This window comes from Rhodococcus sp. NPDC057529 (assembly GCF_042802055.1).
Taxonomy (GTDB): domain Bacteria; phylum Actinomycetota; class Actinomycetes; order Mycobacteriales; family Mycobacteriaceae; genus Rhodococcus_F.
In genome coordinates this window covers 1-21,020 of sequence record NZ_JBHVEY010000041.1, presented here as the reverse complement: position 1 = coordinate 21,020, position 21,020 = coordinate 1, and the positions used below count along the sequence as shown (strand labels likewise).

The 21,020-nt window shown below is 66.1% G+C and carries 19 protein-coding genes and 2 pseudogenes; 14 read left to right on the top strand and 7 right to left on the bottom strand.

Annotated elements, in window-relative coordinates; translation table 11 throughout:
* Positions 1–860 precede the first annotated feature (860 nt).
* The 3 genes from ACFU5V_RS40960 (at position 861) to ACFU5V_RS40950 (ending at position 4,764) form a co-directional block, all read left to right on the top strand.
* The gene (locus tag ACFU5V_RS40960; protein WP_378706894.1) at positions 861–2,231 is read left to right on the top strand and encodes an MFS transporter; all 1,371 of its coding nucleotides are present in this window, start codon (positions 861–863) and stop codon (positions 2,229–2,231) included.
* A 370-nt stretch (positions 2,232–2,601) separates the two neighbouring features.
* Positions 2,602–3,438: an SDR family NAD(P)-dependent oxidoreductase gene (locus tag ACFU5V_RS40955; RefSeq protein ID WP_378706892.1), complete on the top strand. Its 837-nt coding sequence runs from the start codon at positions 2,602–2,604 to the stop codon at positions 3,436–3,438.
* Positions 3,439–3,888: 450 nt separating this feature from the next.
* Positions 3,889–4,764: an SMP-30/gluconolactonase/LRE family protein gene (locus ACFU5V_RS40950; protein ID WP_378706890.1), complete on the top strand. Its 876-nt coding sequence runs from the start codon at positions 3,889–3,891 to the stop codon at positions 4,762–4,764.
* A 102-nt stretch (positions 4,765–4,866) separates the two neighbouring features.
* On the opposite strand, the gene ACFU5V_RS40945 is transcribed toward ACFU5V_RS40950, so the two are convergent.
* From ACFU5V_RS40945 to ACFU5V_RS40915, 7 genes and pseudogenes are all read right to left on the bottom strand, one after another.
* Positions 4,867–5,244, bottom strand: a complete 378-nt coding sequence (locus ACFU5V_RS40945; RefSeq protein ID WP_378706888.1) for a hypothetical protein — start codon at positions 5,242–5,244, stop codon at positions 4,867–4,869.
* A 278-nt stretch (positions 5,245–5,522) separates the two neighbouring features.
* Positions 5,523–5,684, bottom strand: coding sequence for a hypothetical protein (locus ACFU5V_RS40940; RefSeq protein WP_378706886.1), 162 nt, complete (start codon positions 5,682–5,684; stop codon positions 5,523–5,525).
* A complete protein-coding gene (locus ACFU5V_RS40935; RefSeq protein WP_378706884.1) occupies positions 5,681–5,923 on the bottom strand; it encodes a hypothetical protein in 243 nt (80 codons plus the stop codon). The genes ACFU5V_RS40940 and ACFU5V_RS40935 overlap by 4 nt, the downstream gene beginning before the upstream one ends.
* Before the next feature lie 219 nt (positions 5,924–6,142).
* Positions 6,143–6,511 (bottom strand): hypothetical protein, encoded by a 369-nt coding sequence (locus tag ACFU5V_RS40930; RefSeq protein WP_378706882.1) that lies wholly within the window; start codon positions 6,509–6,511, stop codon positions 6,143–6,145.
* 48 nt (positions 6,512–6,559) lie between these two features.
* Positions 6,560–7,068, bottom strand: a pseudogene (larC, locus tag ACFU5V_RS40925) (nickel insertion protein).
* A gap of 107 nt (positions 7,069–7,175) precedes the next feature.
* Positions 7,176–7,313, bottom strand: a pseudogene (gene larC / locus ACFU5V_RS40920) (nickel insertion protein); the annotation flags it as partial.
* Positions 7,314–7,674: 361 nt separating this feature from the next.
* Positions 7,675–8,406, bottom strand: a complete 732-nt coding sequence (locus ACFU5V_RS40915; RefSeq protein WP_378706880.1) for a GntR family transcriptional regulator — start codon at positions 8,404–8,406, stop codon at positions 7,675–7,677.
* 224 nt (positions 8,407–8,630) lie between these two features.
* On the opposite strand from ACFU5V_RS40915, the gene ACFU5V_RS40910 reads away from it, so the two are divergent.
* From ACFU5V_RS40910 to ACFU5V_RS40860, 11 genes are read left to right on the top strand one after another with little or no spacing between them, the layout of a single operon-like run.
* On the top strand, positions 8,631–10,217 hold the full coding sequence (locus ACFU5V_RS40910; RefSeq protein ID WP_378706878.1) for an ABC transporter substrate-binding protein: 1,587 nt from the start codon (positions 8,631–8,633) through the stop codon (positions 10,215–10,217).
* The gene (locus tag ACFU5V_RS40905) at positions 10,214–11,275 is read left to right on the top strand and encodes an ABC transporter permease (protein WP_378706876.1); all 1,062 of its coding nucleotides are present in this window, start codon (positions 10,214–10,216) and stop codon (positions 11,273–11,275) included. The genes ACFU5V_RS40910 and ACFU5V_RS40905 overlap by 4 nt, the downstream gene beginning before the upstream one ends.
* Positions 11,276–11,283: 8 nt before the next feature.
* Complete coding sequence (locus ACFU5V_RS40900) at positions 11,284–12,177, top strand: ABC transporter permease (RefSeq protein ID WP_378706874.1); 894 nt, start codon at positions 11,284–11,286, stop codon at positions 12,175–12,177.
* A 6-nt stretch (positions 12,178–12,183) separates the two neighbouring features.
* Entirely contained in the window at positions 12,184–13,161 is a 978-nt protein-coding gene (locus ACFU5V_RS40895) for an ABC transporter ATP-binding protein (RefSeq protein ID WP_378706872.1), read from the top strand.
* The gene (locus ACFU5V_RS40890) at positions 13,158–13,985 is read left to right on the top strand and encodes an ATP-binding cassette domain-containing protein (protein WP_378706870.1); all 828 of its coding nucleotides are present in this window, start codon (positions 13,158–13,160) and stop codon (positions 13,983–13,985) included. The genes ACFU5V_RS40895 and ACFU5V_RS40890 overlap by 4 nt, the downstream gene beginning before the upstream one ends.
* 28 nt (positions 13,986–14,013) lie before the next feature.
* Positions 14,014–15,105 (top strand): sugar phosphate isomerase/epimerase family protein, encoded by a 1,092-nt coding sequence (locus ACFU5V_RS40885; RefSeq protein WP_378706868.1) that lies wholly within the window; start codon positions 14,014–14,016, stop codon positions 15,103–15,105.
* The gene (locus ACFU5V_RS40880; protein WP_378706866.1) at positions 15,102–16,091 is read left to right on the top strand and encodes a sugar phosphate isomerase/epimerase family protein; all 990 of its coding nucleotides are present in this window, start codon (positions 15,102–15,104) and stop codon (positions 16,089–16,091) included. Before ACFU5V_RS40885 ends, ACFU5V_RS40880 begins: the two co-directional genes overlap by 4 nt.
* Positions 16,088–17,554: an amidohydrolase family protein gene (locus tag ACFU5V_RS40875; RefSeq protein WP_378706864.1), complete on the top strand. Its 1,467-nt coding sequence runs from the start codon at positions 16,088–16,090 to the stop codon at positions 17,552–17,554. The genes ACFU5V_RS40880 and ACFU5V_RS40875 overlap by 4 nt, the downstream gene beginning before the upstream one ends.
* A complete protein-coding gene (locus tag ACFU5V_RS40870; protein WP_378706862.1) occupies positions 17,548–19,050 on the top strand; it encodes a chlorohydrolase family protein in 1,503 nt (500 codons plus the stop codon). Before ACFU5V_RS40875 ends, ACFU5V_RS40870 begins: the two co-directional genes overlap by 7 nt.
* Entirely contained in the window at positions 19,047–20,345 is a 1,299-nt protein-coding gene (locus ACFU5V_RS40865) for a 2-isopropylmalate synthase (protein ID WP_378706860.1), read from the top strand. Before ACFU5V_RS40870 ends, ACFU5V_RS40865 begins: the two co-directional genes overlap by 4 nt.
* On the top strand, positions 20,338–20,871 hold the full coding sequence (locus tag ACFU5V_RS40860; protein ID WP_378706858.1) for a 2-oxo-4-hydroxy-4-carboxy-5-ureidoimidazoline decarboxylase: 534 nt from the start codon (positions 20,338–20,340) through the stop codon (positions 20,869–20,871). Before ACFU5V_RS40865 ends, ACFU5V_RS40860 begins: the two co-directional genes overlap by 8 nt.
* Positions 20,872–21,020 lie beyond the last annotated feature (149 nt).

Here is a 21,020-nt window from a genome sequence, read left to right as displayed (position 1 = left end):
CGGTGGCTACTTGATCAACTTAGACTGAGATCTGGTTTTAGACGGTGATCTCAGTCTCAAGCGGGATCTTGTGGCCGGAGAGGCAGCCATGTTCGAATCCAGATTGGCAGAGCGCCCGCTCGGTGTGCCTCCGAATGTCGATCCCAAAGCCTTGCGGTATGGCCCGCGACACGAAGCGGGATCGCCGGTTGGGCTCACAGGGTATTGCAAAAAGCATAGGGCATCAGGTGTTCCAGGGGTACGTTCTCGGGTAGATTTTGCCGATGCGCGAGATTCGCGGCAGCGGAGAGCATTTGTGAAGTGCGCTCCTATCCTGTGGGTCCAGTTGAAGCGTGAGCTGCGACGGGTCCTCCAGGAACTGGGTCGGTACGTCAGCCAGCGCCTCCTTTCGACACCGGAGTCGGCCCGTCGCTGACGGTGTCACGTTCCCATCTCCCGGCCTTCGATCCGCGCTGTGCGAGGCGCTCCGAGATTGCACCACGAGCACCTCGTGGCGTTCAAGCCGGCCGGATGTTCGCCGCGCGGAGATACGTGACCTAAGCGCCAAGCGATGCACTGGCCGTGGCATGGTTGGCGCCTCTGGAAGGGGTAGGGGGTAGACGATCTTCGGGACCGTGTGTTCGTACCCGACCGATTTATCCGAATCCGCCTAATTGCATGTGTTTCAACAGTATCCGATTCAGGGAACATGAGGCGAATTGCTTTCGCCGCCGCATCTCGCTAGCAGTCGAGTCAGCTGCTGCCAGGAGCGTCTTGGGCTGAACGAATCACGACCTAGATCGTCCGTCTAGTACGGAAGGTCCCATGCGGGATCTTTCGTACTCACTATCGTGCTTGAAGCAGCACGGAGGAGGCATTTGATGACGAACCGCGTCGCCACGGCATCCCGACTTGGCGCACAGGAACGCAGAGCGCTCTTCTCGGGCACGCTCGGTAATGCAATCGAGTACTACGAGTTCTCGATCTATGGTCTCACCGCAGCGGTGGTGTTCAACAAACTCTTCTTTCCCAACGCCGGTGGGCTCACCGGAACGGTGCTCTCGCTGGGCACCTTCCTGATCGCGTTCATTGCCCGTCCTGTGGGTGGCATTGTGTTTGGCCACTTCGGTGACCGGTTGGGTCGAAAGGGCACGCTCATTGTCTCGCTCGTGATGATGGGTGGGGCGACAACTGCCATCGGGCTTCTTCCGACCTACGGCCAGATTGGAATGTGGGCGCCGATACTGCTCGTCGTGATGCGACTGATCCAGGGTGTGTCGATGGGTGGTGAGTACAGCGGCTCTCTCCTGATGGTCCTTGAGCACGCCCGCGTCAACCGGCGGACGCTCATCGGCGCAGTCGTTAGTAGCGGCCTAGCATGGGGAACCCTTGCTGGGAACGGGTTCTTTCTTCTGGTCAGTCAGTTGCCAGAGGATGCTTTCGTGTCGTGGGGCTGGCGCATTCCCTTTCTCTCAAGCGGTGTTCTCGTAACGGTATGTCTGTACATCAGGATGCGCATCGACGAGACCCCTGAATTCGCTGCGGCCGTGGAGCAAGCGGAAGCGTCAGACGAGAAGATCCGAACACCCTTGGTGGAGGTTCTTCGCAAGCACAAGATGTCGACGCTGCTCGTCATCCTTATCCTTCCGGGGATGGGGCTGACCTATTACCTGGCCACGGTCTTCTCGCTCGTATACGCCAACCAGGTAGGCCTTGATCGATCGCATGTGATTACGGGAATCATCGTCGCGCAGGTGATTCTTGGCGTTGGCATGCCACTGTTCGGCTGGTTAGCCGACGCGACGGGGCGCAGGAGGCTGATTCTGATCAGCGGCTTCATCGGGATCGCAGTCGCCGGGTGGATTTGGTTGGCCCTGCTGTCGACCAACAACCCGATTTGGATCACCGTCGGGTTCGCGATCCTGTTCATCCCATATTCTGCCGCCTACGCCACCTTCCCGGCGACTGCCGCCCACGCATTCCCTGCCATTGCCCGGTTCACGGGGTTGGCGCTCGCGTACAACGTTGGCAGTCTGGCACTTAGTGCCACTTCGCCGCTCATTGCGCTAGCCCTCTTCGAAAACTATGGAACCTGGGCCTCAACCGCCGTCTACCTGTCTGGAGGAGCGCTGGTGTCAATGCTGGCAGCCGTTGCGATCAAAGAGCGATACATCGCGAACGAAACAGACGTCGAGCAGACTCTCGCTCGTGCCGCGAACTCGGAGGTACCTGTCGGATCTGAATTCCGCTGAACACGATGGCGTTACGTCCGACCGCCCTCACCCCGTGGCTGTAGCCGGGTCGCCGAACTCGCGTTGATCGCGTGGGCGGAGTTCCTCGACTCGGACGGGTTCACCACCCCGACTGTACCGGTTTGTTGTGAAGCCTGCCTGATCGCCAAAACCCCGGCGGTGCACAGTTGTCCAGGAGCTGCCGAAGGCTCGATCCGGCAACAAGTCGACTGCTTCGCGTGGTCGCCGGCCGGATCCGGTAGAAAGTGGCGCGACCGTTAAGGGGTGACGGCGTCGGCGGACACGTCGCCGACGTTCGCGGCGCGTCGCCCAAGCCTGAAAACGCCCATGATCAGAGCATTGTCGAAATACGAAAGGCAGATTGAAACTCATGAGTGAATTGCTAAAGGGTAAGGTGACCGTGATCACGGGTGCGCTCGGGGGGCTGGGATCCGCAACTGCCAGGACCTTCTTGAGTCATGGGGCTAAGGTAGTTGTCGCGGATGTTCAGGACAAACGAGGCGCGGAGTTCGCTGAGTGCCTCGGTGAAAACGCTCACTACGTTAGTGCCGATGTCTCTCAGGAGGCGGACATCAAGAATCTCGTAGCCGAAGCGGTGAAGAAGTTCGGAAAACTAGATGTGTTCTTTAACAATGCTGGAGTCATCGGTGATGGAGGCACATTCCTCGAGATCGGAACGGACGGGTACGACGCCGTTCAGGCGATCAACGCTCGGTCGGTGCTACTGGGGCACAAGCACGCCGCACTCCAGTTCATAGCGCAGGGGGGCGGAGGCTCGATCATCTCGACCTCGAGTGTTGCGGGACTCCAGGGGGGATGGTCGACAGTGAGCTATACGGCGTCGAAGCACACCATAGCTGGCTTGGTCCACCAGGCTGCCTACGAGCTCGGTCAGTACGGTATTCGATCGAATGCGATCGCACCTGGTGTGGTCATGACCGACATTCAGTCCCGCGCATTCGATGTACCGCTGGAGCGCGCGCGTGAGTTCAACGATTACATTCAGGAACAGCTCGGCGCTAAGCAGGGACTCAAGAGGTTCGGTGTACCACAGGACATTGCGAATGCTGCTGTGTACTTCGCGAGCGACCTGTCGTTGTATGTCAACGGCGTCGTGATGCCAGTCGATGGTGGTGCGTTTGCCATGACGCACAACACCTTTCTCGAAGATATCGTGGGCGTGCGAGAGTCCTTCCTCGCGCAGTGATCGTTTTCGGCGTGGGCGCGCTGCGAATGGGCCTCTCACCGTAATGTTGTTCGAGTGGAGTCCGATGGCCTCTGGAAACGGCACGGTCGGGAACCTCGTCGCCGCGGGCATCGTGGTTGGTGGTGTAAGGGTTCGCCTATACCATGGCAAAGAACGGTGTGCTCGGCATCGCGAAGTCCATCGCCGCCGGCTGCGGTCTGACCGGGATCTGCAACGCAGTGCTCCCCACAAAATACTGTTCGGCGGTGATTTGGGAGTTCGGCGTTGGATTCAGTAGTCCTCTGGCTGGTCGTACACGCAGCCGGAAGAACGTGCCACCGCCATCGTCTTCCTCGCCTTTGACGAGTCTTCGCTCATGCCCGGCACGGAAGTCGTGGTCGACGGGGTTGGACCGTTAGCTGAGGACAGTCGACCTCTTCTCGCGACAGTGAAACGCAGGAAAGGAACAGCATGGGATTCACAGTTGAGTCGCCGTGGCAGCACCGTGACGCCTTGGGCGAAAGCCCGATATGGGATCCGGATACCAGAACACTTATCCGCGTTGACTGCGAGCGCGGATTCTTGATCTGGCTAGACGTGGAGTCGGGAGATCAGATCATCCACGACATGGGTGATGAAGTTGGTTACGCAGCCTTTGCTAAGAGTGGCGAAGCACTCGTGACCGTCGGTCAGTCTTTGGTTGCCGTTGCGAAGGATGGCACTCGAAGGACGATCAGTTCGTCGATTGATCAGCGTTTCGGTGAGAGCGGTCGTTACAACGACGGCAAGTGCGATCCGCACGGCCGGATGTTCGCCGGGACGCTCGACAAGACCTTTTCAGGACAAGGCGGATTCTATCGGTTCGATGATGCCGGGCGAGCACAGAAACTCTTCGGTGGAGTGAATGTGTCCAACGGGCTGGACTGGGACGTCGAACGCAAGCTCATGTACTGGACCGACTCCATCGACTATCGGATCGATGCTTTCGACTACGACGGCGAAACCGGAGAGATCAGCGGCCGCCGGCCCTTCGTCCACTTCGACAAGTCCGAGGGCATGCCGGACGGGATGACCCTCGACGCAGAGGGTGGGCTCTGGGTGGCAATGTTCCAAGGCAGCGCTATTCGACGGTATGCTCCCGATGGCTCGTTGAGCGCAGTGGTGGAAGTTCCGACCAGCTGCCCCACATCGATCATCATCGGAGGTCTTGACGGGAAGACCGCGTTCGTCACCAGTTCCTATTCGTGGTTGAAGGACGACGAGAAGCTCAATCAGCCGATGGGTGGTGGGGTACTCACCTTCGATGCGGGCGTGCAGGGGGTGGTTCCCGGGCGAGTTGAGATTTGATATTCGGATGTATCGACCGGCGTGTCAAGGGGCCGCGTGACTCGTCAAATGCGCGCGTAATGGGGGTCGTTGCTCATCTGAGAATGCGCGCGTGCGGTGCGCCTACCGTGGGTGACCTGTTGCAGTGCCACTGCAGCCCACGCCGCAACCAGCGGGCGCCGATCCGGTCGAACCGCACCGAGACCGGCCCATCGGCTCGTGCTCGCGCAGCGGGATCCGGTAGTCCTCGAACGGGTTCCATCGGTCTCGCTGCCACCACGGGCCCGGATCGGAGGCGATGACCAGCATCCGCATCAACCTCGTCAGCAGGCAGCGGATGTTCTTCATCGTGGTGGCCGCCGGCAGCCGCCCGCGGCGCCGGTGCACCGCGTGCTGGATCTGCCCGCACCAGTCCCGCACGGGCAGTCCGAGCAGGGAGGCCGGCGCCCGCCCGGCACGATCGGCGATCACCTCACCGAGCCGGCGGACCAGCATGCTCAAGCCCGGTGACGGGATCTTCCCGCCCAGCTCGATGATCCGGAATACACCACGCCACCTCCCGGTGCATCGGCTCCGGCAGCTGCGGCAGGTCCACCCCGGCCCGCCAGGTCCCGTCGTGGCAGAACGCTCCGCGTATTCCGTTGGGACACTTGACTCGGCGAAGCACGACAGCCGCATCGGTTCCGGCACCGCCGCCCACGAGTTCTCCAGCGCCTGCGGGTCGCAACGGACGCTGGCCGCTTCCACCCAGTCGACCGTGGCCTCGTCGCGCCCGCCGGTCACGAGCCGGACCCGATCCGCTCGTCGCGGTGCGCGCCGACTCGCCAGCCACCGGTGAACGCCTTCCAGTCGGCGACCGCCCGCATCTCGGCATCATCGCTCACGTGCGCGTACGTGTTGAGCGTGGTCTGCACGTCGACATGCCCCAATCGTCGACTCACCACGTGCACCGGTACCCCGACAGCTCGCGGCGCAGCCGGTCCACCGGTCGCAGACGGACTCCGGTCGCAGACGGCGCGAACCGCGGCTCCCGGTCAAGGTTGACGAACACGCAAGTGCCGTCGAAGTCGTCGGTGGCCAGATCGGCGCCGACCTCACACAACCGCCAGACGTACTCGCCGTAGAGGCGGTCCAGCTCGTCGGAGACATACACCCGCCGGTAGCCGCTCTTGGCCCGCACCTCGTGCGGGTGGTCTCGGGCGACGACCTCGACGTACGGGGTGTCACCTCACCCGGGTGTGCCAATCGCGATGCTGCAAACCGAGCGGCTCACCCAGCCAAACGCCGTTCTCCGACAACAACATCCAGAGCAGTCGGTTGCGCACCGACCCACGCCACTCCCGAGTGTCGGGATCCCAACTCGCGCATGCCTCACAGATCCGCTCGATCTGCTCGGGCGTCAAGATCGGCGGCGCACCCGGATCACAGCCTGGCGACGACCCTTGCGCCGCGCGACGTGCTCGAGCAGCGGCTTGTACCGGCCGCCGCCGCGATGGGTGATCCGATGCAGGTCCCGGCCGACGTCCACGCCGTTGAGCCCGTGATAGTCGTAGCAGGACAGCACCGCACCCACCCGCGCGGAGATCGTCGACTCGGCGAATCGGGCACCACGGCGCTCGGTCGACACCACCCCCGGCTCGTCCCCGGTACGCAACCACGTCAGGAACGCGTGGGAGACGAAGACGTAGTCGAGCGCGGAGAGGACCAGATCGGTGTCCGCTGGCCCGGTGCGCCAGCCAGACCTTGTTCGAGTACGCGTCGCGCGCACTGGCCAACCACAACACCCCCTCACCGGTCAGGATCCGCGTCAGATCCGTCACCCACTTGCGGTTCGGCGCTGTCGCGGTGAAGTCACGGTCCAGCAGGTCCGGCGCCGCGGTATGCCACGAGTTCTGCGTTGTGGATCCGCCCTTCCACCCTTTGCGCAGGTAGGCGCCGCAGCGGTCGTTCTCCCGCATGATCCGCTCGACACGTTTGCCGCGGAGCCGCTTGTCATCGTGGGGATGGGGCTGTATCGAGTGCCCATGGTGGTCAGTAGTGCGGCACCGGTCGGTGTGACGGTCTCGGTATCGGTGTCGAGCCCGACGATGCGGGCTCCCCATAGCAGTCCGAGCGTTGCGGATGGCGGAACAGGGAGCAGGCCGTGGGCGGCTCGCGTCTGGCCGGTGCCGACACCTACTGCGCCCGAGTACACTTCACGTATTCCCAGAGCGGGCAGCGCTGCGGCAACCCCCACGGTATCGACGATGGTGTCGACGCCCCCAGTTCGTGCAGGTGCACCTCGTCGATGCTGGAGTTGTGGATCTGGGCTTCGGTTTTTGCCAACCCCCGGATCGCCGTGTGCGCAAATGCGGAGACCTCGTGGGTGTCACGTTGGCGGCCATGTTCAGTAGTTCCGATGCGCGCCGTGCGGGCACATGTCGGTCAATCGTGACGGACGCGTGAGTAGCGCGCACGCCTTGTCGTTCAACAGACTCGGTGGTGAGTTTCCAGCCGGTGATGCCGGATGATTCGATCGCGTCGCGTATAGCGTCGATCGGGGCGCCCAGATCGAGGAGTGCCCCGAGCATCATGTCGCCTGATATGCCGGCGATCGGGTTCTCGATTCGGACGAGCCCACCGTGCTGCTGTTCGATCAGCCGCCCAGTAGTCTCGTATTGACGGGCGGTCTCTCGGTCTACGTCGAACGTCGGGAACGTGACTGGCACCACCGGGCTCGCCAACTCGAACTCGCGAGGTAGCGGTCGGCCCGGGATGAGTTCTGTGCCTCGAATCGGTTGGGCCACCGGGCTGGCGTGAGGTTTGCCGAGAAGTGGCAGGTTCGACGAGTTGGTGGTCGAGGTGCGGTCAGTAGGCCACGCCGCTGGGCAGGAACGGCGGGTGATGGAGCTCGCGGACGACGCGAGTCGGTGCCGTGGTCGCTCGGTTGGTTCAGATTCTCGGTGGTAGCGAGGCTGCGAGGCGGTCGAGGGTTGGTTTTCGTCCGTGTTCGATGTGTGTGAAGGCGCTGGCTTCGGCGAGGCGTCCGTTGCCGTCTCGGATGGCGTTGCAGAGGTCGCGGTGTGCGGCGCAGGAGACGGCGGGGTTGTGGTGCCAGGTGAGGCGGAACAGCCAATGCACTCGTCCCATCAGCGATTTCATCACCGACATCAAGAGGCCGTTTCCCGAGAGTTCGACGATGTCCATGTGGAATGTCGCGTTGACAGCGGGGATCAGGAGTGGCTCGTCCTTACCCATCAGTTGTTCGGTGCGGCGCATCGTTGCATCGAGGGAGGCCATTGACGCGCCTTGTGCGACGTTCTCCGCGGCGCATCGGGCGGCGTAGGGTTCGAGTGCGAGCCGGAGGTCGAACAGTTCTTCGATGTCGCGCAGTGACAACTGGGTGACGACGGCGCCGCGTCTGGGGAGGATCTGGATGAAGCCGTCCGATTCGAGCAGCGGCAGCGCTTCACGGAGGGGCACGCGGCTGACGTCGAGTTCCTGGGATAGTTCGCGTTCACGCAGTCGGCTTCCTGGTGGGTATTCGCCGGAGATGATGCGTTCGCGGATGATCGCGTAGATCTGCTTCGGCAGCGGCACGTCGCCGCTGAGCGCGTCGGGGGGTGCAGCCTGTGGTCCGGTGGCCGCGATGTTCTCGATAGTGCGCTGCAGGTTCGCCGTCATGAACCGATCTTGGCATACCAAATCTGTTCCGGCTACGTGGAACGCTTCCTATTCGTGCAGGTTGTCGAGTTTTACTCGAATGTAACGCTGTGCGGTTGGCGGTGCTGTCGGCGACTTGGTAGACCATATGTATTCGACCTGGTGGCGCAGCGTGGCGTGTTCGGTCGTCGCTCTTCCTGCGCCCGGCTTTCGGCGCGCGTCTCGTTCCTTTCGGAAGGATTGCTGTGTCCTCTGTATCGAGAATTCGCTTTCGTACGCGTGTCGGCTTCGCGGTGGCCGCCGTCGCGGTCGCCTCCACTGTTGCCGCCTGCACCAGTGCGGCCAGGACAGATGCCGGTGGCGGCGGTGCGGGCCGACCGGTCGTCTTGGCGTATCAGAATCAGATCGCCACGCTCGACCCCATCCGTGCCGATTACGCGCAGACGAACTTCGTCGCCCAGGCTCTCTACGACACGTTGGTCACCTACAACTCCGACAACGAGGTCGTCGGTCAGCTGGCGTCCGAGTTCTCGCTCTCACCCGACGCGAAGTCCATTCGGATGACGTTGCGGGACGCACAGTTTCATGACGGAACCCCGGTGACCGCGCAGGATGTCCGGTATACCCTGGACCGGATCGCCGCCCTGGGGCAGGGCGTGGCCGGCCAGATCACCGGCTATCGGGGCACCACGATCGTCGACGAGCGCAACGTCGTCATCGAGCTCACTGAGCCGAATACGTTGTTCCTGGGTGCGTTGTCGAAGGTGTACATCGTCAATTCGGCGCTGGTGCAGGCCAACGAGGGATCCGATCGTGGTCAGGCGTATCTCGCCGCGAACGACGCCGGGTCCGGCCCCTACGTTCTGGCACCGTCTGCTGCCGCCGATTCGTACACGGTGACCCGGTTCGACGACTACTGGGCGGGCGCGACGGGCCGCCCGGCTGGGTTGGTGTATCGCCGGATCGACGAGAGCGCCACGCAGAGTGCGGAGTTGAAGTCGGGCAACATCGATGTCTCGTTCGGGTTGTCGACGGCGGACGCCCGCGGACTGGACGGGTACGAGGGTGTGACCGTCCAGAGCGAGCCGGTGAACATGCAGGCAAACATCTTCTTCAACGTCCTTACCGGCCCGACCGCGAACAAGGCCGTGCGTGACGTCGTTCAACTCGCCTACGACTACTCGGGCGGCCTGGCATCGATCCGCGGTGGCGACGGCACCATCGCCACCGGACCGCTGCCCGCTCAATTCGCGTGCCGTCCCGACCTTCCGGCGTTCGGGCAGAATCTCGATCAGGCGAAGGAGGTGCTCGCCGATGCCGGGTTGTCCGAGCTGACGCTGACGATGAAGTTTCAGCCGGTGTTCAAGGAGCAGGAACGCGAGGCAACCTTGCTGCAGTCCAACCTGGCGCAGATCGGGGTGACGCTCAACCTCGAACCCATCGCCTACGCGGACTACCTCGCGGCGTTGAAGGACCCCGCGTCGATCCCGCAGATGATGCTCGCCACCGACTTCGCGCAGTACCCGGACCCCGGTGTCATGCTCGTCAAGACCTACCAGTCCGACCAGGTCGGTACCAACAAGTCCGGGTACGCCAGCGCTGTGGTCGACGATCTGTTGCGGCGGGCGGTGGCAACGTCGGATCCGGTCGCGCGGTGCGAGTTGTACAAGCAGGCGCAGCAGACCATTCGGGGCGACGCGGTCGCGGTCAACATGTACACGCTCTCGTTGACTACGGCGTACAGCGATCGCGTCACCGGGGTCGGCCCGGCGGTGGTCGGCAGCGGCGTGTGGGTGCCCGCCATCCGTGCGGCGGGAGTCGACACACCATGACCACCCTCGAGACAACATCACCGGTGCGGCGCCTTGCCGGTCCGGGAGCATTTCTGGGACGCAAACTCGGTGCGGCACTGCTCACCCTGGCCGGGTTGGCGACACTCGTCTTCGCGATGACCAAACTGATCCCGGGCGACGAGGCGCAGGTCGCCGCCGGCGACACCGCGACACCGGAGCAGGTCGCGCGGGTGCGTGAGCAACTCGGCTTGGACGGTTCCGCTTTCGCTCAATACATCCGGTACATGGTCAGACTCCTGCACGGTGATCTGGGGGTCTCCAGTTCGACCCGTCAGCCCGTCCTCGACGACGTGCTGGCCCGGCTGCCCGGCACCCTCGAACTGGTGCTCCTGGCCATGGTCCTCGCGGTCTCCGCGGCCGTGCCGCTGGCGACGCTGGCCGCAGCCCGGGCGCGGGGTGGATTCGACAAGGTGAGCCGGGTCGGGGCCATCGTCGCGTTCGGGCTGCCCGGGTTCTGGCTGGCACTGATGCTGCAATGGGTCCTCGGGTCGTGGTGGCAGATCCTGCCCATCTCCGGGCGCATCTCGGTCGGCGTCGAGGTGCCCCACCGCACCGGGATGACCCTGGTCGATGCGCTCCTCGCCGGTGACCTGGCAGCGTTCAGTAATGCCTTTCAACATCTGATCCTGCCCGCCACGGTCCTCGCGATCGCGGTGGCGGCGCAAATGTTTCGTGTGCTGCGCGCCGACCTGATCCGGGTCCGTGGCCGTGACCACATCACCGTCGCCCGGGCCAAAGGGGTGACGCCGCGCCGGCTGTGGCTGCGGCACGCGTTGCCGAACGCGACCGGACCACTGCTCGACGTCGTCGGCATCGAGATCGGGATCCTCGTCGGATCCGCCATCTTCGTCGAATCCGTCTTCGGGCTGTCCGGTGTCGGCGACTACCTGTCCAATGCGGTCAGCCGGAAGGACATCACCGCGGTGATCGGCACGGTCACCGTGATCGGAGTGATCGTCGTCGTCGCGAACTTCGTCGTCGACCTTCTCCAACTGGCCCACGATCCACGATTGCGTACCCAGGGAAAGGCCCGGTGACCCGACCGATGAGCATCGCACCCGCCACCGACCTCTCCGGTGCGCTCAGCCGATGGCGCACCTCCGCCCGCACCGCCGCCCGCCGGCGGCGCAGGTGGAATGCGCTCGACATCTGCGTCGTGGCCACCGTCGTGGTCATCATCGCGACCGCCCTGATCGGCCCGATGCTCGCACCGGAGTCGATCTACCGCTCCGATATCGCCCACGCACTCGCCCCGCCCAGCAGCGAGCACTGGCTCGGCACCGACGATCAGGGCCGAGATGTCCTGTGGCGCACCATCGCGGGCACCCGCGTGTCGGTCCTGGCCGCGGTCCTCGTCGTCGCCGGATACTCACTGCTCGGCACGGCACTGGCCACCCTGGCCATCCTCGGCGGCCGCTGGGTGGACGAGGTGTTGATGCGGATCACCGACATCGGATTCGCCCTGCCCGGCCTCGTCGTCGCCCTCGGCATCGCCGCCGCCCTCGGCCCCAGCCTGACCAGTGCCCTGATCGCGATGGTCGCCACCGGGTGGCCGTACACGGCGCGGCTGCTGCGCGGGGTGATGCGGCAGACGATGGCCTCGCCCTTCGTCGACGGCGCCGTGGTGTTGGGGGTGAGCCGGTGGCGGCTGATGACCAAGCACGTGCTGCCGAACTCGCTGGACGTCATGACCGTCAAGTGGGCCGGCGACGTCGGCAACACCGTCCTCGTCCTCGCCGGGCTGTCGTTCATCGGGGTGGGCGCCCAGCCGCCCAGCACGGAATGGGGCGCCGCGGTGGCCGGGGCACGGGACTACCTGTCCACCGCGTGGTGGGCCGCCCTCGTCCCGGGTCTCGCGATCGTCGTGACCGCGGCCGCATTCGGGCTGCTCGGTGACATGTTGCAACAGCGCCGCACCGCGGCGCCGGAAGGACGGTGATCGACCATGACTGTCGACGTCGCACAGCGATCGCCGCTGCTGCAGGTGACCGGGTTGACGATCGACGCCGGGCACCGGGTTCGGCTCGTCGATGACGTGGATCTCACGGTCACGGCAGGTGAGCGGGTGGCGCTGGTGGGGGAGTCGGGGTCGGGGAAGTCGGTCACCGCTCGCGCCCTGATGCGGCTGGACGACGCGCTGACCCTGAGCGGATCGGTGCGCCTGGGAGACACCGAGATCCTCGACTGCAGCGAGCGGCAGCTGTCCTCGGTCCGCGGCCACCGCATCGGGATGGTGTTCCAGGATCCGATGAGCGCACTGGACCCGTTGCAGACGATCGGGGCGCAGGTCAGTGAACCGTTGCGGCAACGAGGGGTCGCAAAGAAGGCGGCGCTGCGCCGGGCAGCGGAGGTGCTGAGTGAACTGGGGGTCGCGCGGGCCGGTGATCGTCTCGGGGCGTACCCGCACGAATTCTCCGGCGGTATGCGCCAACGGGTCGTGCTGGCGATGGCGCTGGTCGGTGAGCCCGAGATCCTGATTGCCGACGAACCGACCACCGCGCTCGACGTGCGCGTCCAACAGCAGTTGCTGGCACTGCTCGACAACATCACCCGGGAGCGCGGGCTGGGACTGCTGCTGATCACGCACGATCTCGGGGTGGTCGCCGGGATCGCGGACCGTGTGGCGGTGATGTATTCCGGGCGGATCGTCGAAGATCGCCCCGCCGCGGAGGTGTTCGCCGACCCCGCCCACCCCTACACCGCCGGTCTGCTCGCGGCCGTGCCCCGCCTCGACCACCGACCGCATCGGATGACCACCATCGACGGCGCACCACCGTCTCCGGGTGCGCGGCCGCCCGGGTGCGCCTTCCACCCACGATGCCCCGTCGCCCTGGACCACTGCGCCCGCGTGCTCCCGTCCACCCGAACCCACCCGGCAGGCGGCCACATCGCCTGCCACCGAGAGACGGGACACAGCCGGTGAGCACCCCTCCGATACTCGATATCAAGGCCCTGACCAAGACGTTCGGCGGCGCCGGCGGGCACACCGCACTCGACGACGTGTACCTCACCGTCCCCACCGGCAGCACCGTCGGACTGGTCGGCGAGTCCGGATCCGGGAAGTCGACCCTGCTGCGCTGCATCGTCCGCCTCGAACGCCCCGACTCCGGTGCGGTGATGTTCGACGGCCGGGACGTCCACCGGCTCCGCGGTGCGGACCTGCGCGCGTTTCGGCGTGAGGTCCAGCTGATCCCGCAAGACCCCTACGCCAGCCTCAACCCGCGGATGACAGTGGCGGACATCGTATCCGAAGGTCTCGTGGTCCATCGCCTGGCACGATCGCGGCCGCAGCGGCGGGACCGGGTCGCGCAGGCACTGACCGAGGTCGGACTGGACCCGGGTGCGATGGACCGGCGGCCGGCGACCTTCTCCGGCGGGCAACGCCAACGCATCGCGATCGCGCGGGCGCTGGTGCTCGAGCCACGCCTGCTCGTCTGCGACGAACCGGTCTCGGCGCTCGACGTCTCGGTGCAGGCACAGGTGGTGAACCTGCTCGCGGACCTGCACGAGAGCCGGGGCGTGACGATCCTGTTCATCGCCCACGACCTCGCGATCGTGCAGCAGTTGTGCGCCCGGGTCGCCGTCCTGCGCGCCGGTGTCGTCGTCGAGGAGGGGGCCACCAGTCAGGTGTTCGCCACACCCCGGCACCGGTACACCCGCGAACTGCTCGAAGCGGTCCCGGTCCCCGATCCCCTCCGCGCCCGAACCGACCGCGCCGTCCCCGGCGGCGCACTGACCCTGCCCTGACCCCACTCGTCGACGAAAGAAGACAGACATGCGAATTGGTGTAGACGGCCGAAAGATCCCCGAGAGCCGCACCCGGGGACCGGTCAAGAGCCTCGCGCACGCACACGATCTCGGACTGGGAGGCTTGTTCTTCCGCACCGTGCTCGACATGAGCCCCACCCTCGACCCGGCCGAGCTGTCCGACATCCGCTCGGCAGCAGACGAGATCGGAATGTATCTGGAAACCGGTCTCGGAAAGGTCAATCCCTACGCGAACCCGGAGGCCCCGGAGCTCCGCGCGATCGGGGACGGTGACATCGTCCTCGGGTTCCGCCGGATGATGGAGGCGTGCGCCGCGATCGACTGCCGGGAACTCTGGGTCGCGACAGCGAACTACAAGCCCGCGTTCGTGGGCCGCTGGGCCTACGACCGGTTCCGCACCGACGTGACCTGGACCGAGCAACTGGCCGCGACGGCGAAGTTCCTGACAACGCTGGCCCCGATCGCACGCGATCTCGGTATCCACCTCAATCTGGAGACACACGAGGAGATCACCTCCTTCGAACTGGTGCGGCTGGTCGAGGAGGTGGGCCCCGACGCGGTGGGGGTCGTCTTCGACACCGCCAACGTGCTCCAACGCCTCGAACACCCGGTCTTCGCCGCGCAGCGGCTGGCGCCGTACGTGCGGCAAACCCACATCAAGGACGCCGCGATCACCCACACCGACGGGGGGCTCTCGTACCAGATGCGCCCGTGCGGTACCGGTGTCGTCGACTTCGACCGCATCCTGCCGGTACTCGCCGCCGCCAACCCCGACCTGAACCTCACCATCGAGAACGACGAATCCCTCACCGACGTCCCCCGGCCGCGGCGCACGATGCTCATCGAAGTCTTCGAACCCGACTTCCTCACCGGCCACCCGGACCTGTCCGTTCCCGAACTGGCCGCCTACATGGACATGGTGCACGCATACCAGAAGCGAATCGACGCCGGTGACGTCCCCAGCACACCGGAATACGCGGGTCTGCCCTACGGGTACGCCGAAACCGTGGCCTACATCACATCCAGTGCGGACCATCTCCGGCGGGTGTGCGCCGACCACCGTCTTCCCGTGGACACGCTCGAGGGGACCGTCCTGTGACCGGCCCGGACCCGGCCGCGGGCACGTCGACGACCGCCCCGACCCGCCTCCTCGGCGCGTGCCGGCGGGTCCTCGGCGAGCACGGGTCACCACACGAGAGCCTGCGCACCGCAGCGGGACTCGGGCTGAGCCTGGTCGAATTCGCCTCGCCCTTCGACATCGCCGCCGACCTCGCACCCGGCGCCTTCCGCACCCTCGCGGACGCAGGCCGCGCCCTCGGCGTGCAGGTGGCCTGCGCACTGGGCATGCTCTCACCCGGCCACCCGGACCGCACCCGCCGATACCGCGACGCCGGCGGCGGCGACCTCCTCACCGGGCTGCACAAAGCGGTGGCGGCGATCGCCGAACTCGGGACCGGTCATGTCCAGGTGGTCGTCGGAACGCTCGACGACCGGCACGACCCCCGCAACGACTGGGCGGGACAACTGCAGGCGACGGCGGACCTCTACACCGCCCTGCGCCCGGTGCTGTCCGACCTCGGCCTCGCCCTCGCGATCAAGACCCACGAGGAGATCACCTCCCACGAAATCCTCACCCTGATCGACACGGTGGGAGCGGACGTCCTCGCCGTCGCCCTCGACCCGGTCAACCTCCCGGTGCGAGGCGAGGATCCGGTCCTGGCCACCGAGCGGCTCGCCGCCCACGTCGCCCGGGTCCATTACGACGACGCCTGGATCACCTTCACCGGCCGGGGGTTGGCCCGACGACTCTGCCCGGCAGGAGAAGGCGACATCGACTGGCCCGCGATCTTCCGCGCCCTGGACCGGGCCGACCGGACGGCACCGGTACTGATCGATCTGCACCGAGCCGAGTTCGAGATCCCCGTCCGGGACGAGCACTGGCTCCTGCACAACGGCGACATCTCGCTGCGGGAAGTGTCGATCCTCTCCGCGAACGCCCGCCCGGACCGCGAACCCGTCATGGCGACCGCGCCGCGCCTGCGCGCCGCACTCACCCAACTCCTACCCCAGCGGGCGACACCGTGACACCACCATTACTGCTGCACGGCGCCACCGTCATCACCGTCGACGCGGACCGCCGCATCCTCGACGACGGCGCGGTCCTCGTCACCGACGGCCTCATCACCGCGGTTGCAGACACCGCCGAAGTCCTCGCCACCGCCGACCGGTCCGTACGCCGCATCGACTGCCACGGAAAGGTGCTCATTCCCGGCCTCGTCGACGCCCACGGCCACGCCGGACACTCCCTGGTCAAGACACTCGGATGCGACAGCCCGACATTCTGGATGCAGACCGTCACCGGCGCCTACTTCCACGCCACCACACCGGACTACTGGTATCACGACGGACTCGTCTCCGCGCTCGAGCGGGTACGCGCCGGAGTGACCTGCGCCGTCAGCGTGATGGGCTCGCGCCCGCGCAGCGACGATCCCGAGCTCGCGCTCGCCCACGCCCGGGCCTACCGGGAAATCGGGATCCGCGACCTGATCTGCGTCGGGCCCGCCGGACTCCCACTTCCGTACCCGGTCACCCACTGGAGCGACGGACACCCCCGCCGCCGGACGATCGGATTCGACGACATGCTGGCCGGTGCGGAAGCGGTGATCGAGACCGTGCAGGGCAAGAACGACGATCGCACCTCCGTCTTCCTCACCCCGTTCACCATCATCGCCTCGGTCGACCCCTCCCATCCCTCGAACCCCGACGTCGCCACCCACCTCACCGACGACGACCGCTACCAGGCCAGACGGATCCGCGAGGCCGCCGCACGCTGGGGTGTGCGGATCCACTCCGATGCCTTCGGCGGCATGGTCCGCCTCGCCGCCACAGACCCCGACCACGCCCTGCTCGGCCCCGACGTCCACCTGCAGCACTGCATCGGCCTGTCCGCCGACGAAGTGCAGATCCTGGCCGCAACCGGCACCCACGTCGGACACGCACCCGGCGGCCGCGCACCGGTGCCCCACATGCTCGCGGCCGGAATCACTGTCGCGATCACCACCGACGGATCGTCACCGCGCCGCCCGTTCGACCTGCTGCAAGCGGCCCGATCGGCACAAGCAGCCCAACAACTCCTCGCCCACGACCCGTACCTGCTGCCCCCCGGCCGGCTCCTCGAAATGATCACGATCGACGCCGCGAAAACACTCGGACTCGACGACGTCCTCGGATCGATCGAGATCGGCAAACGCGCCGACCTGGCCGTCGTCGACATGCGCAAACCCCACCTCGTCCCGAACTGGATGCCGGTCCACCGCCTGATGTACGAGGCGACCGGCGCCGACATCGACACCGTCATCGTGGGCGGTGACCTCGTGATGGAGCACCGCCGCGTCCTCGGTGTCGACGAGCCCGCGGCCCTCACCGCGGCCGAAGAACAGGCCCGGCTTCTCGTCGAAAGAGCCGGACTGGCCGGGCATCTCACCGACCCCGGATGGCGGTGCAACCGGCGAGAATTCGACGCACCGATCGCGGTCCCGGCATGGTGACCGCACCCACCACGAAAGTCACCGCGACGTGGATCCTCGCCTACCGCGGCGGCGACCACGTGCTGCTCCGCGACGGCGAACTCGTCTACGCCGGCACCCGGATCCTGCATGTCGGCCACGGCTGGCCAGGCCCGGTCGACGAGACGATCGACTGCGGTGACGCGCTCGTCATGCCCGGTTTCGTCGACCTCGACGCCCTCGCCGACATCGACCATGCCATCCTCGACTCCTGGGCCACCCCCGACCTCTCGCTCGGGCACCTGTGGTCGGCCGACTACTTCCGGAACCGGCGCCGGGAGGTGTTCGACCCGCAGGAGCGGGCGATCATCCGCGAGTACGCGCTCGCTCAGCTGCTGCGGCACGGCGTCACCACGTTCATGCCGATCGCCTCCGAAACCCACAGCAGCTGGGCCGAAACCTACGACGACCTCGTCCATGTGGCGGAACTCGCGCAACGACTCGGCATCCGCGGATATCTCGGACCCGCCTACCGGTCCGGAGTCAACGTCGTCGAAAACGGCACGCGCACCGTGCTGTTCGACCACGAGCAAGGATGGGCCGGCCTGCGCGGCGCCGAACGTTTCCTCGACTACGCCGACACCGAGGGCCGCGACCTCGTGCACGGAGCCCTGCTGCCCTGCCGGATCGAAACCCTCACACCAGAATTGATGACGGCGACGGCGCACCTGGCCCGGGACCGCAACTGCCTGGTTCGTCTGCACTGCCTCCAAAGCGAGAGCGAACTCGCCCTGCTCGACGACCGGTACGGGATGCGTCCGGTCGAACTGCTCGCCGCATCGGGCCTACTCGACACCAGGCTGCTGCTCCCGCACGGGATACACCTCGGTACCTACTCCCACGGCGGGGGAGGGGATCCCGGCGACCTCGACCGCCTCGCGGCAGCGGGGGTGACGGTCGTGCACTGCCCGATGACATCGATCCGGTACGGCGCGATGCTGGAATCGTTCGACCGATACCGAGCCTCCGGGGTGCGGCTCGCCCTGGGAACGGACTCGTTCCCGCCCGACCTGGTACGGGGAATCGACTACGGAACCCACCTGGCGAAATGGGCCGACCGATCCCTCGCCGCCGGCGCCACCGCCGACTACGTGCGCGCCGCCACGATCGGCGGCGCCGACGCGCTGGGACGCCCCGACCTCGGGCGTCTCACCGCGGGGGCGAGCGCCGACTTCCTCGTCATCGACCTCGGCGACTTCACCCTGGGCGTCGGCGACGACCCACTGCGCGTCCTCACCCTGAACGGCTCGGCGCGCGATGTCCGCCGCACCGTCGTCGCCGGCCGCACGGTGATGACCGACGGGCACGTCCTCGGCACCGACCAGGACACCCTACGCCGCCACGCCCAGGCCCTCTTCGCGCGGATGAAACACGCCTACAGCGACCGCGACCACCGCCACCGCCCACCCGACGAACTCTTCCCGCCCACCTTCCCCCACCACCTCCCATCCGACCCGACCGCAAAGGCACCCACATGATCAACCCACACCGAGCCCACCGCGTCGACCGCAGCCACTGGGTGAGCCCAGTCAACTTCGACGACACCCTCCACGCACAGTACGAGTGGCCCACCCCGTTCACCCTGATCGACAGCACACTCCGCAAGACCCTGTTCACCGCGGGCGCGACGACCACCATGGACGGGTTCGTCCGCATCGCCACCGCCCTCGACGCAGCCGGGATCCGCGAGGAAAGCCTCAACATCAACTGGGGCGGCGGACCGAACCCGATACCCCGAGAAGCCGAACTCATCCGCACCATCGCCGGCGGCAACTTCGGCTTCCGCCTCAACGTCTACGCCGACACCCTGCTCTCGGACGGCGAGAACTACCAGCCGATCGGCATGCGCCCCACCGTGGACCAGCTGTACGAGTGGGGCGTGCGCACCTTCGCACCCGGCATCGTCCCCCCGCCCTCGCCGGCCGCCAGAACCCGCCAGCACCGCGACCTCGAGCAGTTCTTCGACTACATCGGCCACCTCGGCTGCGACGCGACCATCACCCTCGCCAATGTCGGCCGCCGCGACTTCGACGACCTCGTCGACGCCTCGAACACGGCGATCGAACTCGGAGCCCGCCGCCTGGACCTGATGGACTCGACCAGCAGCCTCGGACCCGAGGCGATGCGGCTGTTCGTGCGCACCTTCCGTGACCGGCTCACCACCGACATTCCGATCACCATGCACGTTCACGACGACTTCGGACTCGCCACCGCCGCCGCCATCGCCGCCGCCACCGCGGGCGCAAGCCCCGACGTGTCGGTATCCGGGATGTCCTACCGCTCAGGATTCGCACCGCTCGAGGAGGTCGTCCTGTCCCTGGAGGTCCTCTACGGAGTCGACACCGGCATAGACCTCGGGCAGCTGACCTCGCTGGCGCAGATGGTCGCCGCCGAAAGCTCCGTGCCGGTCCCGCCACTCAAACCCGTCGTCGGCGGATACGCCCACCTCAAACACATGCCCGGCGACGTCATCGCAACGATCACCGGCGGCCGGGACGTCTTCCCACCGGTGTCCTCGTGTGTCAGCCCCGCAATTGTGGGTGGTCAGGCCGAATGGGTCTGGGACAGCCTCACCACCGATCGGATGGCGCAGGTTCTGCTCGAATCGCTGGGCTACGAGGTGAATACGGTAGAAGTCACCGCGGTCCGGCGGGCCCTCGACGACGCCGTCGCCCGGATCGACACCTATCCCCGCTGGTTGACCGCAGCGCAGGCCTGCGAGATCGCCCGTACCACTGTGGCCGGGCTCCGCACGGTGAACGCGCATGCCTGAACCAGCAGTGGTCGCCCTGAACGCGATGGACCGTCCGATACTCATCGACGAGCTCACCGTCTGTACTCCCGCACCGCGATGGGTCGACACGATGGTGTCGCAGCGACCGTACCGCGATCGGCAGCACCTGCTCAGCGCGGCGCGGGAGGCGTGGAAGGCGCTGACGAACAATGAGATCGAGTCCGCATTGACCAACTACCTGCCGCTGTCCGCGCCGCCGGATTCACCACAATCCGTCGACGAACATGCCGGCATCGTCGGCTACTCCACGGAAGGGCTAGCCCAGCTCCGCGAGCGGGAACAGGCCTACGCGCGGCGTTTCGGGTTCCCAATTGTCATCGCGGCCAAAGGCCTTGACTTGGAGGCGATCCTGTCCGAGGTGGACCGCCGGATCAGCAACGACCGGGCGACGGAACTGGCAGAGGCCGCCGCCCAGATGGCCCAGATCGGAGAAGGACGGCTTGCTGCACTCGCAAACTCGGAGAAGGGTGACGCCGTCGGCGGGTCCTCCGAGAGGAGCGTCTGAGAAAAGCTCCAGCGCAATGATATTCAGGTATCGGTGAACGCCCGCCGATATCTATGTGCGGCGGGCGTCACGCCGGGGGTTAGTGCAGGGTGGTGGTGTCGATGACGAAGCGGTAGCGGACGTCGGAGGCGAGGACTCGTTCGTAGGCT

Coding starts and splice junctions, on each gene's coding strand:
- ACFU5V_RS40960 (WP_378706894.1), top strand. CDS start 861: ATGACGAACCGCGTCGCCACGGCATCCCGACTTGGCGCACAGGAACGC.
- ACFU5V_RS40955 (WP_378706892.1), top strand. CDS start 2,602: ATGAGTGAATTGCTAAAGGGTAAGGTGACCGTGATCACGGGTGCGCTC.
- ACFU5V_RS40950 (WP_378706890.1), top strand. CDS start 3,889: ATGGGATTCACAGTTGAGTCGCCGTGGCAGCACCGTGACGCCTTGGGC.
- ACFU5V_RS40915 (WP_378706880.1), bottom strand. CDS start 8,406: ATGACGGCGAACCTGCAGCGCACTATCGAGAACATCGCGGCCACCGGA.
- ACFU5V_RS40905 (WP_378706876.1), top strand. CDS start 10,214: ATGACCACCCTCGAGACAACATCACCGGTGCGGCGCCTTGCCGGTCCG.
- ACFU5V_RS40900 (WP_378706874.1), top strand. CDS start 11,284: ATGAGCATCGCACCCGCCACCGACCTCTCCGGTGCGCTCAGCCGATGG.
- ACFU5V_RS40895 (WP_378706872.1), top strand. CDS start 12,184: ATGACTGTCGACGTCGCACAGCGATCGCCGCTGCTGCAGGTGACCGGG.
- ACFU5V_RS40885 (WP_378706868.1), top strand. CDS start 14,014: ATGCGAATTGGTGTAGACGGCCGAAAGATCCCCGAGAGCCGCACCCGG.
- ACFU5V_RS40870 (WP_378706862.1), top strand. CDS start 17,548: ATGGTGACCGCACCCACCACGAAAGTCACCGCGACGTGGATCCTCGCC.
- ACFU5V_RS40865 (WP_378706860.1), top strand. CDS start 19,047: ATGATCAACCCACACCGAGCCCACCGCGTCGACCGCAGCCACTGGGTG.
- ACFU5V_RS40860 (WP_378706858.1), top strand. CDS start 20,338: ATGCCTGAACCAGCAGTGGTCGCCCTGAACGCGATGGACCGTCCGATA.